The following is a 14,714-nucleotide window of genomic DNA, read 5'->3' as shown; positions in this document are numbered from 1 at the left end:
CTTTCATGATTCGGGGGTATCTCGACATGTCATGACCGTTAATGTGAAAGTCGCGCAAGCGACTCACGAACCTCCCTTCTCCCTTGCGGGAGAAGGGGCAGGGGAAGAGGGAAACGGTCATGACTTTCATGATCTGGGGTGTCACGACTGTCATGACCGTTAAGGAGACTTAGATGCGGATCAGCAGCAATCAACTTTATGATGCCGGTGTGCGCGGCATGGAGCGCAACCAGAGCCAGCTGCTCAAGCTGCAGGAGCAGATTTCAAGCGGCCGGCGAATTCTCACACCGGCCGACGATCCGATCGGCGCGGCGCGAGCGCTGACCGTCACGCAGACTCGTGAGGTCGCCGCTCAGTACGCGCGTAACCAGGGCGCGGCCGCTGATCGCCTGGGACTGGTCGACAGTCAGCTCGGCGCGGCGACCGATCTCCTGCAGAGCGTTCGTGAGCGCGTCATTCAGGCCGGGAACACGATTCTCAGTGACAGCGACCGCCAGGCCGTGGCCAGCGAACTCGAGGCACGTTTCGCGGAGCTGTTGGGAATTGCCAACAGCAAGAATGCCGAGGGCGATTATCTCTTTGCCGGTCACCAGGGCGCGACGACGCCCTTTGTGCTCAGCGCGGCGACATCGTCGGCGGCACCGACCTCGGTCAGCTATTTCGGTGACGATGGCGAGCGTCTGATGCAGGTCGGGCCGGCACAGCAGATGCCGAGCAGCGTTGCCGGCAGCGATCTGTTCATGAACATCCGTGAAGGTAATGGCAGCTTCCTGGCCGCTGCTGGCGGTGACGGCGGCACCCTTGCCAATAAGGGGGCCGGGGTCATTGACGGCGGCTCGGTGCTTGACCCGCAGAAGTGGCAGCGCGCCCTGAACTCGGATTTCTGGCAGGGAAGCAGCAATCAGGCGCTGGAAATAAGATTCTCGTCGGTCGCCGGGAGCAGTCATTACCAGCTGTTCGACGTCTCGACGTCGCCGCCACCGGCCGCCGCTTTGCCGGCCAGGTCAGTCAGTGAGCTGCTGCCATTTACTTCCGGACAGGCTATTCCGCTGCTGAGCAGTGCGCCGGCGGCCGACTTTGGCGCACAGGTGGTGATCAACGGCCTGCCGGCCGATGGCGACCGCTTCAGTGTCACGCCGAGTGGTAACAAGAGCGTCTTCCAGACGATGCAGGAGCTGATCGGCCTGCTGAACTCCCCGCTCGGTTCGAGCCAGGCGAGGACAGAGTTCACCAGCCAGCTGGCAGGACATCTGAACCATCTCGACCAGGCGCAGGCCAACGTCAGCCGCGTGCAGGCATCGGTCGGCGCACGCCTGCAGGCACTGGATGGTCTGAGCAGCAACTCGGCGGCGGTCGATATCCTGCATCAGCAGAGCCTGTCGGCTCTTCAGGACCTGGATTATGCGCAAGCGCTCTCGGACTTCACGCGTCAGCAGTTGAGTCTCGAAGCCGCCCAGAAGTCCTTTGTCACGATCAGTGGCTTGAGCCTGTTCAGCTATCTGTAAGTGATCAACATGCCCAGGCTCCTCCCGGCCGGTCTTTTTCTCGCGACCCTGTTGGCGGGCTGTGGCACGGTCGACGTGCAGCCGCCCGCGCGGGCGGTGAGCAATCCCCCGGACAGCCGCTATGCGCAGTCGCCCGATCCGACCGTCAGCGTCGAGCCTGGCAAGGCTATCGCCCTGGTCGGGGCGGTGGGCTATGCCGCCTCCGCCTATACCGGGCCGGCGGCGAATCTGGGCATGGCCGCTGCCGGCGCGATCATCGCCTATGTGGTTTACGATCCGCTGGCACCGAACTGGACTATCGAAGAGCAGATGGTCGCTAGCGACACCTACCTGCTGTCGATGCGCGCCAAGAGTTTCCGCACTGGCGGCGATGGTGAGTCCGGATTGATCCTCAAGCGACGAGCGCTACAGTTGCAGCGCAAACATGGCTTCCTGGGCTTCCGGATTCTCGACTATTCCGAGGGTGTCGAGTCGAGCACGCCTTTTACGCATCGCTACGCGGAAGGCACGTTCCAACTGGTCCGAAGTGATCCTGAGAAGGTGGATTAGCGCGCGGCTGGCGAGAAATTGCCGAGCATGGCCTGCAGCCCGTACTCAAAAATCTGCTGTATGGGTTGGCTCAGATACGACAGACCGAACACCAGTCCGGCGAAGCCGAGAGTGATGGTCAGCGGAAAGCCGATCACGATCAGGTTGAGTTGCGGCGCGGCGCGGCTGAGGATGGCCAGCGCCAGGTTGGTGACTAGCAGCGCGACAAGAATGGGGAGCGCCAGGAGCAGGCCCGACGAGAAGATCAGCGCACCGGAACGCGCCAGCTGCCACCAGCTGCCCGTTTCCGGCAGTGCTGCACCGATGGGGATGGCGGTAAAGCTGTGCGTCAAGGTGGCGATGACCATCAGGTGGCCGTTGATGGCCATGAAAATCAGCAGTGCCAGCAGCCCCAGGAACTCCGAGACCACCCCGGTCTGACCGGCGGTCAGTGGGTCGTAGGCGGTGGCGAAGCCGAGACCCATCTGCAGGCTGATCATGCTGCCCGCCAGGTCGACTGCGGCGAGCACCAGGCGTACGGCGAAACCCATGGCAAAGCCGATGAGCATTTGTTGCGCGAGGATCAGCAGACCTGCACCCGACGCCGGGTCGACGGCGGGCATCGGTGGCAGCGCCGGGGCGATGGCCAGGGTGATCGCCAGGCCAAGGATCAGCCGGATGCGGACGGTCAGGGCGGGGTTATTGAACGGCGGCGCGCTGACCAGGACGGCGAGGACGCGTGCCAGCGGGAAGAAGAAGGCGACGATCCAGGCGTTGATCTCGGCCGAGCTCAGGCTGATCATCGCTGGCCTAGCCGACCAGTAGAGGAATGCTTTCGAACAGTCGGCGCACGTAGTCGACCATCAGCCCCAGCATCCACGGGCCGGCCAGGAGCAGGATCAGGAATACCCCGACCAGCTTGGGAATGAAGGACAGTGTCTGCTCGTTGATCTGCGTCGCGGCCTGAAAAACACTGACGATCAGGCCAATCAGCAGCGCCGCGAGGAGCAGTGGCGCGGCCAGCAGCAAGGTCATCTCGACCGCCTGGCGTCCAATATCCATGACCAGTTCGGGCGTCATGTGGCGAAACTGGCCACCAGTGAGCCGAGGATCAGATGCCAGCCGTCGACGAGCACGAAGAGCATCAGCTTGAAGGGCAGGGCGATCATCACCGGCGACATCATCATCATGCCCATCGACATCAGCACGCTGGCGACGACCATGTCCACGATCAGGAAGGGAATGAAGATGATGAAGCCGATCTGGAACGCCGTTTTCAGCTCGCTGGTGACGAAGGCCGGGACCAGCAGACGCATCGGAATGTCGTCGGCAGACTGGAAGCGGGGCGCGCTGGCCATGCGTGCGAAGAGCGCGATATCCGTTTCGCGCGTCTGCTTGAGCATGAACTTGCGCAGCGGTACGGCGCCGCGTTCGATCGCCTGCAGGTAGGTGATCTTGTTTTCCGACAGCGGTTGATAGGCTTCGCTATAGACGCTGTCGAGCACTGGCGACATGATGAAAAAAAGTCAGGAAAAGCGCCAGACCGAGCAGCACCTGATTGGGCGGTGAGGTTTGCGTCCCCAGCGCATGCCTGAGCAGCGACAGGACAATGATGATCCGGGTAAAGCTGGTCATCATCAGCAGCGCTGCCGGGATGAAGGTCAGTGCCGTCAGCGTCAGCAGGGTCTGCACCGACAGCGTGAAGGTCTGGCTGCCAGCCGCGCCCGGGGTGCTGGTCAGCGCCGGCAGGCCGCCGGCCTGGGCCCAGGCCGCCAGCGGCGCGAGCAAACCCAGCACCGCCAGTAGCGCGAGCAGGAAGCCACCGCGGCTGCGTCTAGCGGCCTTCATTCTTGCGCTCGGCGACCTGCTTGAGCCATTGCGAGAAAGGCTTTTCGCCGTCGCCGGTCGATGGCAACTCACCTTTCGGTAGCGTATGCAAGGTTCGAATCTGGCCCGGCACCAGGCCGACAACGAGCCAGGTATCACCAACCTCGACCAGCACGATGCGTTCTCTGCTGCCGATGATCAGACCGCCAACGACGCGCATCGGGCCATTGCTGCCGAAACCACGGCCGCCGTTGAGCCGGCGCAGAAAGTAGGCAGCCAGAAACAGAACAGCGATGACCAGGGCCAGTCCGAGAACGCTTTGCAGCATCGTCGCCAGCGACAGGCCAGGGGGCTCGGGAAGCGCGGTCTGCGCCAGCGTGCTGCCCGAAAACAGCGCGCACAGCAGCCAGCACGCATTAAGCGTCGGGTGGTAAACAAAGGGTTTGAGGTGTCGAAGCAAGAGGGGCCGCCGGCTCAGAATGCTGCTCGCTATCTTAAAGCAAGCGTGGCGAAGCGCATACGCCGTGCTTCGCAAAGTTCGTTGGGGAAGGGCCGCTTCGCGAAAGGCTGGCAGTGTGCGGGTGATCTATTTCAGTCGCAGCAGAGAAGCCGGGGTGGTCTTGCTCACGCTCCAGGCGACGGTTCACCGCTCTCTTTCGACGCGCTGCCGCCGGCTTCGGCCGCGCAGGAGAAAGCGGCCGGGGTCGACGGCGTCGACCAGATCATCGGGCAGCGGCAGGGGGGCGGCGGTGACCAGGCAGGCGAGCAGTTCGCCGGCGAGAGCCGACCAGACGATGCCGCGGGCGCCGAAGCCGTTGATCAGGTAGAGACCTGGCAGGCGCGGCATTTCGGAGAGTGCTCGGGGAGGGGGCGTCGGGGTCGATCGCTGCGGCGTCGCCAATGGCGCCGATCATCGGCAGGCGATCGGGGGATAGTGGGCGGAAGCCGACGCGGCCGGCAAGGTCGCGTGCCTGAATCCCATTGCCGTAGCCGGGCAGGATGAAGTCGAGTTTGGCCAGGTTTTCGGCGTGGTCGCTTTCGCGCAGCGCGGCTTCGCCATCATCGACGCTGAAAGTGGCGCCAGCGCAGCGCAGGCCGTCGATGGCTGGAGTCACGTAGCCGAGGCGGCAGACGACGACGTCAGGCGCCGACCCTGCTGTTGCGGCGAGATGCGAAACCTGTCCGCGGGCGGCGCGCAGGGGCAGATGGGCGGTAACGGCGAAATGTCGGGCGGTCGTCGCATTGGCGAGGATCAGTACCGGTGCTGCGGCGATGACGTCGCCGGCGGCGTTGCGGGCGCGCCAGAGATCGGCCGGGCGGTCGATCTGCGCCACCTCAGCGGCGTAGTGGGCAGTGATGGCTGTGGCGTAGCGGGCGAGATTGGCGCGGCACAGCGACCCCGGATCGACCCAGCCTCCGCCGGGGAACCACCAGCCGCCGCTGGCCACCGGCCAGGCGGCGAGTTTCCGCGCCTGCTGACGATCGACGAAGTAGAGTTGATCGGCTGCCGCCTTCCGGATCTCGACGACCCGTTGCTGGGTGGCCGCGTGCGTTTCGTCGCGGGCCAGATGCAGGACGCCCGTCTGTCCCCAGCGCAGGGCTTGGCCGGCGGCGGTCAAGGCTGCGAAATGGCGGCAGGCGTGTTCGAAGCCGGCCCGGGTCAGGCGCGCCAGGCGGTTATCGTCGAGCGAGGGCAGCGGGCGCAAGACGCCGGCGACGTTGCCCGAGGCGCCCTGGGCGGGCGCGTGGGCGCGCTCGATGAGGTCGATTTTCCAGCCGCGCGCGGCCAGGCGTTCGGCGGCGCTGCTGCCGGCCAGGCCGGCGCCGATGACGATTGCGTGCTGGTTCATGGCCGGCTGGGCAGGCGATCTACTCGGGTCGCATTTGCGGGAAGAGGATCACGTCGCGAATGTTCGCCGAGTCGGTGAGCAGCATGATCAGGCGGTCGATGCCGATGCCGCAACCGGCGGTTGGCGGCAGGCCGTATTCGAGCGCGCGGACGTAGTCGGCGTCGTAGTACATCGCTTCCTCGTCGCCGGCGTCCTTGGCTTTGGCCTGTTCGAGAAAACGGGCTGCCTGATCCTCGGGGTCGTTCAGCTCGGAGAAGCCGTTGGCGATTTCGCGGCCGGCGATGAACAGCTCGAAGCGCTCGGCGATTTCCGGGTTGCTGTCGCTGCGTCGGGCCAGGGGGCTGACCTCGGCCGGGTAGTCGATGATGAACGTCGGGTCCCACAGGCCGGCTTCGGCGGTCTCTTCGAAGAGCAGTAGCTGCAGGGTGCCGAGGCCGGCGCTAGCAGCCACCTCGACTTTCATCGCGCTCAGCTTCGCGCGCAGCCAGGCGGCGTCGTTGAGCTGCTCGACGCTGTAGCCGGGATGGTCCTTGCGGATCGCCTCGATGATCGTCAGGCGCGCAAAAGGCTTGGCGAAGTCGAGGGTCCGGCCCTGGTAGGCGAAGATTTCGCTGCCCAGCGCCTCGCGCGCGCTGTGGCGCAACAGCCCTTCGGTGAAGTTCATCAGGCGGCGATACTCGGAGTACGCCTCGTAGAACTCCATCATCGTGAATTCGGGGTTGTGCCGCGGGCTGATGCCTTCGTTGCGGAAGTTGCGATTGATTTCGAAGACTTTTTCGAGCCCGCCGACGACCAGGCGCTTGAGGTATAGCTCCGGCGCGATGCGCAGGAAAAGCTCCATGTCGAGGGCGTTGTGGTGCGTCTTGAAGGGTTTCGCCGAGGCCCCGCCGGGGATCGGATGCATCATCGGCGTTTCGACTTCGAGGAACCCGTCGTTGACCATGTAGCTGCGGATCGACTGCACGATGCGACTGCGTACGGCGAAAGTGAAGCGTGAGCGCTCGTTGGTGATCAGGTCGACATAGCGCATGCGGTACTTCTGTTCCTGGTCGGTCAGGCCGTGGAACTTCTCCGGCAGCGGCCGCAGCGACTTGGCCAGTAGCCGTACTTGCGAGCATTCGACGGTCAGTTCGCCGCTGCGGGTGCGGAAGAGGGTGCCGACAGCGCCGACCATGTCGCCCATGTCCCAGCGTTTGAAAGCCGCGTAGGCTTCTTCGCCGATCAGGTCGCGGCTGACGTAGGCCTGGATGCGTCCCGAAAGGTCCTGCAGGGTGATGAACGAGGCCTTGCCCATCACCCGCTTGAGCATGATGCGACCGGCGACGCGTACTTCGACCGGCAAGGCGGCGAGCTCTTCGCGGTCTTTTTCCTCGTACAGTGCGATGATTTTGCCGGCGGTGTTCTCGCGCGCGAAGTCGTTCGGATAGGCGCTGCCGGTCTGCCGCCATTCGGCGAGCTTGGCGCGTCGTTCGGCAATGATGCGGTTTTCGTCGTGCTGCGCGGAGCTATCCTGCGCGGTATCGGTGTCGGGCATGATGGCGGTCGGTCTCGGGTGATCAGCGGGTTATCACTGTTTTACGGGGTTGGCCAGGGTCTGCGCATCGGTGGCTGCACGCTCGAGCAGGAAAGCGCCGATGGCCTGGGCCGTGGCCTTGTCGGCAGGCATGCCGTACCAGCGTGAAAACGCGGTACGCGTGTCGCCCGGATTGTCGCTCGCTGGCGGCAGGTAGAAAAGGCCGCTGGCGCGCCCGCTTTGCGGGTCGAAGAGGATGTAGAGGTGTTCGTCGAGGCAGCCGGCGGAGCTGCACGCCGAGGTCAAGATGTAGCCGGTGCCGTTGATGTCGACGCGCTCGGCGCGCTTGCCGGCAGCGAGTCGCTGCGTCCATGCCGGGAAGTCGAGTTCGCCGACCGCGCTGCGGTAGGCTTTGGCAAACTCCGGCTTCGCCTTGAGCAGCGCTTCCGGCTGCTGGCCGACATAGGCGTCGAGCGAGCTGTCGACCGCGGCGGCGAAGTTCGGCACGAAGCTTGGCACAAGCAGCAGGCTGGCCAGGGCGATGGTGAGGAAGGGTCGTGGCATGGGTCAGACTCCCTGTTTGAGGCTTGCTTCGATGAACTGATCGAGGTCGCCGTCGAGCACGCCCTGCGTATTGCCGACCTCGACGTTGGTCCGCAGGTCCTTGATTCGCGACTGGTCGAGAACGTAGGAGCGGATCTGGTGGCCCCAGCCGATATCGGACTTGGCGTCTTCGAGTTTCTGCTGCTCGGCCTGGCGATTGCGCATTTCAGCCTCGTAGATGCGCGACTTGAGCATGGCCATTGCTTCGGCCCGGTTGCGGTGCTGCGAGCGATCGTTCTGGCACTGGACAACGATATTCGTCGGCAGGTGGGTGATGCGTACCGCCGAATCGGTCTTGTTGATGTGCTGGCCGCCGGCGCCGGACGCCCGGTAGGTATCGATGCGCAGGTCGGACGGGTTGATGTCGACCTCGAAGGAATCGTCGATTTCCGGGTAGGCGGTTACCGAGCAAAAGCTGGTGTGGCGGCGGGCGTTCGAGTCGAAAGGCGACTTGCGCACCAGACGGTGAATGCCGGTCTCCGAGCGCAGCATGCCGTAGGCGTACTCCCCGTTGAGCTTGATGCTGGCCGTCTTGATGCCGGCAATGTCGCCTTCTGACTCCTCGAGCACTTCCACCGCGTAGCCTTTGCGTTCGCCGTAGCGCACATACATACGCAGCAGCATGGCCGCCCAGTCCTGCGCTTCGGTACCGCCGGCGCCGGCCTGGATGTCGACAAAACAATTGAGCGGGTCGGCGGGGTTGTTGAACATGCGCCGGAACTCAAGGCCGGCGACATCCTTCTCGATGCCGTCGATGTCGGCCGTAATCGCCAGCAGCGTTTCGTCATCATCTTCTTCGCGGGCCATGGCGAACAGTTCGCCGGCGTCGCGCAGGACCTTACCGACCGTATCCAGCGTCAGCACGATATTTTCGAGCGAGCGCTTCTCGCGGCCCAGTTCCTGCGCGCGCTCGGCGTCGTCCCAGACTTTCGGATCTTCGAGTTCTAGAGAGACGGCCTTGAGTTCATCGGCTTTCTGATCGTAGTCAAAGATACCTCCGCAGTTCGGCGGCCCGCTGACCGAGGTCGTCGAGTCGGTTTTCGATGAGGTTGAGCTGTTCGGCTTCCATGTTTTCTCTGATCGCTTGAAGAATGAACCGCCCATTATATACGTCCGCCGCCAGCTGCCGGGCGGCAGCTTCGGCGCGTGGGCGCGCGACAGCTTCGCCGCTGTTCACGAGTGGTGGTGCGTCAGGGCACGCTCGCCCTGCTTGGCCACTTCGCTTGCGCAGGGCAAAGCAAGCCCCGTCTTGTGCCTGGACGAATATGGTTTGAGTTCTGATATTAGTGGGATTTCTTGTTATCCTAAGGCGCGGGCCGAAGTCGGGACGTCTCGCTGTGGTCGGCTCCACCACGCTCTTGACGATGCACTACGAACTGCGTGCTCTGACATTCAGAGTGGTCAAGAAAAAGAAACTGATCTCGGGAGGAAAGCATGTTGATCTGGCTGATTGTTCTTTCTTGCGTGCTTGGCGTCGTCGCCTGGTCTCGACGCGCGCGCGCGCGACCGACGTCGACAAGGGAAAAGTCAGTGCCCTATTCCCAGCTGCCCTTCCGTGGCGTCGTGATAAGACAGGGGAGCCATACCTGTGCCGCGGTACGGAAACTTGCAGGGACACGATTTCTCGCCAAAGAGGCGCCGCGTTTGCCGTTAAATGACTGTAACGTGGTAGCTTGTCAATGCCGCTTCGCCCACTTCGACGACCGCCGTGAAGACGATCGCCGACGGACACACGCCTTGCAGCGCGGCTTCGTGGACGCCGTGGGAAAAAGCGAACGTCGCGCCGACACTGACCGCAGAAGCGCCGTGGAGTGCGCCTGAGCTGTAGCTATTGCTGCCTCGGCGGTCGCGGTCGCGTCGCGAGACCACGGGCAGACTGGGCCAGCGCGCCGCCGCGCCTGCTCGTCCGCGGCTGGTTCACGCCGAGGGGTTCTCGATATGCTCGATCATCAACTGCGGCGTCTGCACGCCGTTGTAGTCGTTGATGGCCAGCCGGTAGGCGGCGCGGATGGTGTTTCCCGGGGTGTGGGAAAAGTTGAACTGGATGGCGTCCAGCCTTTGTGCGCCTTTGCGCAGGCGCAGCTTGAGATGCTTGTCCTTGAGGATGCGCTGGCTTTCGACGACGAAATCGTCCTCGAACAGCGGTGGCGGGAAACCCTGGCCCCAGACTTCGGCTTCGAGCAGGCGGGCAGTGGCGATCGAGTAGTAGCCTGATTCGAGGCCGCCGTCGGTTTCCAGGGTGCGCGTGCGGTCGGCCGGGGCCAGCAACTCCTCGGCGACCTGCGCGAAGAGTTCGCGAAAACGCGGCAAATCGCACTCCTTGATGGTCACGCCGGCGGCCATGGCGTGGCCGCCGAAGCGTAGCAGCAGGCCGGGTGCGCGTTTGCCGACCAGGTCGAGCGCGTCGCGCAGATGCAGACCGGGGACCGAGCGGCCAGAGCCCTTGATTTCGCCACCGTCCCCCTCGCCGCGGGCGAAGGCGAAAACCGGTCGGTGCAGCCTTTCCTTGATGCGCGCGGCGACGATGCCGACGACTCCCTGGTGCCAGTCGGCGTCAAAAAGCGAAACGCCGACTGCTGCCGAGTGCGGGTCCGCAGGCATGGTGGCCGCGGCATCGGCGCCGGCTTTTTCGATCAGCAGCAGCGCCTGCTCCTGCATGCCGGCCTCGATTTCGCGGCGCTCGCGATTGAGGGCATCGAGTTGCTGGGCGATATTCATCGCCCGTCCCGGGTCGTCGGTGATCAGGCATTCGATGCCCAGCGACATGTCGGCAAGGCGACCGGCGGCGTTCAGGCGCGGGCCGATGATGAAACCGAGGTCGCTGCTCGAGGCCTGTGTCGGGGTGCGTCCGGCGGCACGAAAAATGGCCGCGATGCCGGGCGTCAGCCGACCCTGGCGGATGCGCTGCAGGCCCTGACTGACCAGCACGCGGTTGTTGTGGTCGAGCTTGACGACGTCGGCGACGGTGCCCAGCGCGACCAGGTCGAGCAGGGTCGCCAGCTTCGGTTCGCGGCGGCCGCTGGCTGCCGCGAACCAGTCGCGCTGGCGCAACTCGGCGCGCAGCGCCAGCATCACGTAGAACATTACGCCGACGCCGGCCAGTGCCTTGCTCGGGAAGTCGCAGCCGGGCTGGTTGGGGTTGACGATGCATGCGGCGGCGGGCAGTTCGTCACCTGGCAGGTGGTGATCGGTGATCAGCGTGGCAATGCCCAGTTCGCGGGCGCGGGCGACGCCGTCGACGCTGGCGATGCCGTTGTCGACGGTGACGATCAGGTCGGGACTGCTTTGCGCCGCCAGGTCGACAATGTCCGGCGACAGGCCGTAGCCGTAGGTGAAGCGGTTGGGGACCAGGTAATCGACGCGGGCGCCGAAGGCGCGCAGCGCGCGGATGCCGACCGCGCAGGCGGTCGCGCCGTCACAGTCGTAGTCGGCGACGATGAGAATTTTCGCTTGCCGGGCGATGGCGTCGGCGAGCAGGACCGCGGCCTGGGCCGCGTGCGTCAGGCGCGTGGGTGGCAGCAGCGACGGGAAGTCGTAGTCGAGTTCGCTGCGCATGACGATGCCGCGCGCCGCGTAGATGCGCGCCAACAGGGGGTGCAGGCCCTGTTGTTCGAGTTGCCACTGGACGCGCGGCGAGACGCGACGGCTGTGCAGGGTGGTCATCACTTGCCCCGGGCGAGCGCTTGCGCGGTTGCCGCCAGCGGCTGCGGACGACGCCACAGTTGCCATTGCTCGCCGCGGCCGCTTTCCCAGGCCAGCGCCGCGTAGGCGGTCGCGGCTTCAAGGCGCAGGCGTTTGAGCCTGCCGCTGGCGAGTGCTTTCTGCACGGGCGCAAACCAGTGTTTGTCGAGCCTGGCCAGTTCTTTGCCGTAGGCGTCGGCGTCTTCGTACTGCACGGGGCGTTGCAGCGTGTCGAGAATCACCAGTTGTCGGCTGCCGGCCGGTGCTTGCGCGAGCAGCGCGCCGAGGTCGGCGGGCAGTGGCTGCATCGGGATGCCGTAAGCGCGGCCCAGGCCGCAGGCCAGTACGTCTGCGCCCCAGATACCGGCGAAATTGCCGGCACCGGCGCTGCTGTTCGCTGCGGCTTGCGCGCCAGCGCCCCACAACCACAGGCTGTTGATCGTCGAGCGGCCGGCCTCCTCGCGTTTTTCGTTGGCCGGCTGCCCGTAGAGAACCATTTGCACTTCGTTGAGCAGTTGCCGCAGGTGGCGCGCCTCCGGGGTTTCCGGCAACTGCCGGCCAAGCTTGCGACCGGCGACGACCGACAGCGGCGGGACGTCGAAATGGCCCAGATCGGTTTCGCCAGCGAGCTGCAGATACCAGCGATCGGCCGTGGCGACATGGAAAGTGCCGACATCTGCGAACTGGCGATTGAGTTCGGCGATGAGTTCCCGCGCCTCGTCGAGGCTGATGTCGAGACTGCTACCGTCGGCAAGAATGAGTTTTTCCTGGTGCAGGCGCAGATGTACCGGGTCGGCACAAAGCCAGCACGGGTCGGCGCCGGCGGCGGGCGGTGCCTGACTCTCGCCGAGGATCCGGAAAGCCGCCCAGGGAACGCTGCCGCTGAGGCCGAAGGCGTCGCCGAGCGTTGCTTCGAAGGACTGTGGCGCCCGTCGCTGCAGGCGACTGCGCGCGATCAGCGTGTTCAGTCCGGGGCAGGCGAGGGCGTCGAAAGTTTCGCGGTCGTCGGGTTCGGGCCAGACGAGTTCGGGGACGACAAGAGTGAGCTGCATGCGGGTGGGCCGGAGGAGGCGAGACAGTGGAGGAAGCGCTGGGCGAGAAGGCGGGCGAGACAACGGACGGATGGCGTGAGCGCGGCCAGCGTAGCCCGAGGAGTGTGGAATGCTTGAATGCTTGAACGGGCAGCCGCTAGCCGAAAAAGTGTAGCATAGCGGCTTTGCCGTTTCGGCGCTTCGCAGCACCAACCTGAGATGAGTTCCCGCCGCTGATGGCCCTTCCTTACGAGCTGCTGATCGGCCTGCGCTACACGCGCGCCAAAAAGCACAATCACTTCATTTCCTTCATCTCGCTGATTTCCATGCTTGGCATCGCCCTCGGGGTCGCCGCGCTGATTGTCGTGCTGTCGGTGATGAACGGCTTTCAGACCGAGCTCCGCTCGCGCATTCTGGCCGTCGTCTCGCACGTCCAGATCACCGGCGGCAGCGGCGAAATGGCCGGCTGGCAAGCGGTCGCCGAGCAGGCAGCCGGACAGCCACACGTGCTCGCCAGCGCGCCCTTCGTGCAGGCACAGGCGATGCTTACCTCCGGGCAGGCAGTGCGCGGCGCCCTGGTGCGCGGCATTCTGCCCGACCAGGAAGACCGGGTCGCCGATTTTCGCCCGCACATGAAGAGCGGCAAGCTCGACGATCTGACTCCCGACAGCTTCAACATCGTCCTCGGCAGCGAACTGGCGCGCGCGCTCGACGTCCGCGTTGGCGACCGGGTGACGCTGATCGCACCGCAGGGCGTGGTGACGCCGGCCGGGGTGATCCCGCGGCTGAAGACTTTCAACGTCGTCGGCCTGTTCGAAGTTGGTATGTACGAGTACGACAGTGGCCTGGCGCTGATTGACCTCGCCGACGCACAGCGTCTGTATCGCATGGACGATCGTGTTTCCGGCGTGCGCCTGAAGCTCGACGATCTGTTCAAGGCGCCGCAGGTGTCGCGCGCCCTGGCCGGTTCCCTGCCGATCAACGCCTTCATCAGCGACTGGACGCGCAGCCACGCCAATTTCTTTCGCGCCGTACAAATCGAGAAAAACATGATGTTCATCATTCTCTCGCTGATCGTCGCCGTCGCGGCGTTCAACATCGTGTCGACGCTGGTCATGGCGGTGACCGACAAACAGGCCGACATTGCCATTCTGCGCACCCTCGGTGCCAGCCCGATGAGCATCATGATGGTGTTCATCGTGCAGGGCGCGCTGATCGGCTTCATTGGCCTCGGCCTTGGTGTCGCCGGCGGCGTTGCCCTGGCCCTCAACGTTGATGTCGTGGTGCCCTTCATCGAGCGCCTGCTCGGCACACAGTTTCTCGCCAAGGAGGTTTATTACATCTCGAACCTGCCCTCTGAACTACAGTGGAGCGATGTGACGACGATCGTCGGCGTTGCTTTCGTGCTCGCACTGGTGGCGACGATCTATCCGAGCTGGCGTGCGAGCCGGGTCAATCCAGCGGAAGCCCTGCGTTATGAGTGAGCCGGTTCTGGCCTGTCAAGGGCTGAGCAAGATCTATCGCCAGGGCGATAGCGAAGTCGAGGTGCTGCTCGGCGTCGATCTTGAGATCCAGGTCGGCGAACGCGTGGCCATCGTCGGCGCCTCCGGTTCGGGCAAGAGCACCCTGCTGCATCTCCTCGGTGGCCTGGACGCGCCGAGCGCTGGCAGCGTGCAGTTGATGGGTAAGGATCTGAACAGCATCAGCGACGCGCAACGAGGGACGCTGCGCAATCACCACCTTGGTTTCGTCTATCAGTTTCATCACCTGCTGGCCGAATTTACTGCCCTCGAGAACGTCGCCATGCCGCTGATCATTCGCCGCCTGCCGAGGGCGGAAGCAGAAGCGCGGGCCGCAGCGATACTCCGCGAAGTCGGTCTCGGCCACCGCTTGCAGCACACGCCCTCGGAACTGTCCGGGGGTGAGCGGCAGCGGGCGGCGATCGCCCGCGCGCTGGTTACCGAGCCGGCGTGCGTGCTCGCTGACGAGCCGACCGGCAACCTCGATCGGCAAACCGCCGCCGGCGTCTTCGAGCTGATGCTGGCGCTCAACCGCTCGCGGCAAACCAGTTTCGTCGTCGTCACCCATGACCCGGCACTTGCCGGCCGTGCCGAACGCATCCTGACCCTGAACGACGGCCGCTTGCAGCCCTCTGACGGCTGAGATTCTGCCTGGC

Annotated in this window: 13 protein-coding genes and 1 pseudogene; 4 read left to right on the top strand and 10 right to left on the bottom strand. The window is 64.7% G+C overall.

The window, feature by feature from the left end; all coding sequences use genetic code 11:
* Window positions 1–173 precede the first annotated feature (173 nt).
* Both flgL and E4Q23_RS18800 read left to right on the top strand, forming a co-directional pair.
* Complete coding sequence (gene flgL, locus E4Q23_RS18805; RefSeq protein ID WP_169068060.1) at window positions 174–1,505, top strand: flagellar hook-associated protein FlgL; 1,332 nt, start codon at window positions 174–176, stop codon at window positions 1,503–1,505.
* Between the two features lie 9 nt (window positions 1,506–1,514).
* Window positions 1,515–2,054 (top strand): hypothetical protein, encoded by a 540-nt coding sequence (locus tag E4Q23_RS18800; protein WP_169068059.1) that lies wholly within the window; start codon window positions 1,515–1,517, stop codon window positions 2,052–2,054.
* Here E4Q23_RS18800 and fliR read toward each other — a convergent pair.
* The 10 genes and pseudogenes from fliR to E4Q23_RS18750 all read right to left on the bottom strand — a co-directional run bounded on the left by fliR (window position 2,051) and on the right by E4Q23_RS18750 (window position 12,559).
* Window positions 2,051–2,836 carry a flagellar biosynthetic protein FliR gene (gene fliR / locus E4Q23_RS18795; RefSeq protein ID WP_169068058.1) on the bottom strand — a complete coding sequence of 262 codons (786 nt, stop codon included), beginning with the start codon at window positions 2,834–2,836 and terminating at the stop codon, window positions 2,051–2,053. The genes E4Q23_RS18800 and fliR overlap by 4 nt on opposite strands.
* 7 nt (window positions 2,837–2,843) lie before the next feature.
* Window positions 2,844–3,113: a flagellar biosynthesis protein FliQ gene (fliQ, locus tag E4Q23_RS18790; protein WP_042331677.1), complete on the bottom strand. Its 270-nt coding sequence runs from the start codon at window positions 3,111–3,113 to the stop codon at window positions 2,844–2,846.
* Window positions 3,110–3,881: pseudogene (gene fliP / locus E4Q23_RS18785) on the bottom strand (flagellar type III secretion system pore protein FliP). The gene fliQ and the pseudogene fliP overlap by 4 nt, the downstream one beginning before the upstream one ends.
* Window positions 3,868–4,320, bottom strand: coding sequence for a flagellar biosynthetic protein FliO (gene fliO / locus E4Q23_RS18780; protein ID WP_248595581.1), 453 nt, complete (start codon window positions 4,318–4,320; stop codon window positions 3,868–3,870). Before fliO ends, fliP begins: the two are co-directional and overlap by 14 nt.
* Window positions 4,321–4,582: 262 nt before the next feature.
* Window positions 4,583–5,710, bottom strand: a complete 1,128-nt coding sequence (gene mnmC, locus E4Q23_RS18775) for an FAD-dependent 5-carboxymethylaminomethyl-2-thiouridine(34) oxidoreductase MnmC (protein WP_248595580.1) — start codon at window positions 5,708–5,710, stop codon at window positions 4,583–4,585.
* Window positions 5,711–5,729: 19 nt separating this feature from the next.
* Entirely contained in the window at window positions 5,730–7,244 is a 1,515-nt protein-coding gene (lysS, locus tag E4Q23_RS18770; RefSeq protein WP_169068057.1) for a lysine--tRNA ligase, read from the bottom strand.
* A 33-nt stretch (window positions 7,245–7,277) separates the two neighbouring features.
* Entirely contained in the window at window positions 7,278–7,787 is a 510-nt protein-coding gene (locus E4Q23_RS18765; protein WP_169068056.1) for an Ivy family c-type lysozyme inhibitor, read from the bottom strand.
* A 3-nt stretch (window positions 7,788–7,790) separates the two neighbouring features.
* Window positions 7,791–8,895 (bottom strand): peptide chain release factor 2 gene (prfB, locus tag E4Q23_RS18760; protein WP_169068055.1). Its coding sequence is split into 2 segments (ribosomal slippage): window positions 7,791–8,813 and window positions 8,815–8,895, totalling 1,104 coding nucleotides; the frame shifts between segments, so codons are not numbered across the junction.
* An 848-nt stretch (window positions 8,896–9,743) separates the two neighbouring features.
* Complete coding sequence (gene recJ / locus E4Q23_RS18755) at window positions 9,744–11,489, bottom strand: single-stranded-DNA-specific exonuclease RecJ (protein ID WP_169068054.1); 1,746 nt, start codon at window positions 11,487–11,489, stop codon at window positions 9,744–9,746.
* Window positions 11,489–12,559 (bottom strand): hypothetical protein, encoded by a 1,071-nt coding sequence (locus E4Q23_RS18750; protein WP_169068053.1) that lies wholly within the window; start codon window positions 12,557–12,559, stop codon window positions 11,489–11,491. The genes recJ and E4Q23_RS18750 overlap by 1 nt, the downstream gene beginning before the upstream one ends.
* A gap of 215 nt (window positions 12,560–12,774) precedes the next feature.
* Between E4Q23_RS18750 and E4Q23_RS18745 the strand changes: the two genes are divergently transcribed.
* Window positions 12,775–14,022 (top strand): lipoprotein-releasing ABC transporter permease subunit, encoded by a 1,248-nt coding sequence (locus E4Q23_RS18745; protein WP_169068052.1) that lies wholly within the window; start codon window positions 12,775–12,777, stop codon window positions 14,020–14,022.
* Window positions 14,015–14,701 (top strand): lipoprotein-releasing ABC transporter ATP-binding protein LolD, encoded by a 687-nt coding sequence (gene lolD / locus E4Q23_RS18740; protein WP_169068051.1) that lies wholly within the window; start codon window positions 14,015–14,017, stop codon window positions 14,699–14,701. Before E4Q23_RS18745 ends, lolD begins: the two co-directional genes overlap by 8 nt.
* The last annotated feature ends 13 nt before the right edge of the window (window positions 14,702–14,714 follow it).

Source organism: Candidatus Accumulibacter phosphatis, assembly GCF_012939955.1.
Taxonomy (GTDB): Bacteria; Pseudomonadota; Gammaproteobacteria; order Burkholderiales; family Rhodocyclaceae; genus Accumulibacter; species Accumulibacter delftensis.
The sequence above is the reverse complement of the archived record's forward strand: the minus strand, read 5'-3'. Positions and strand labels throughout refer to the sequence as shown.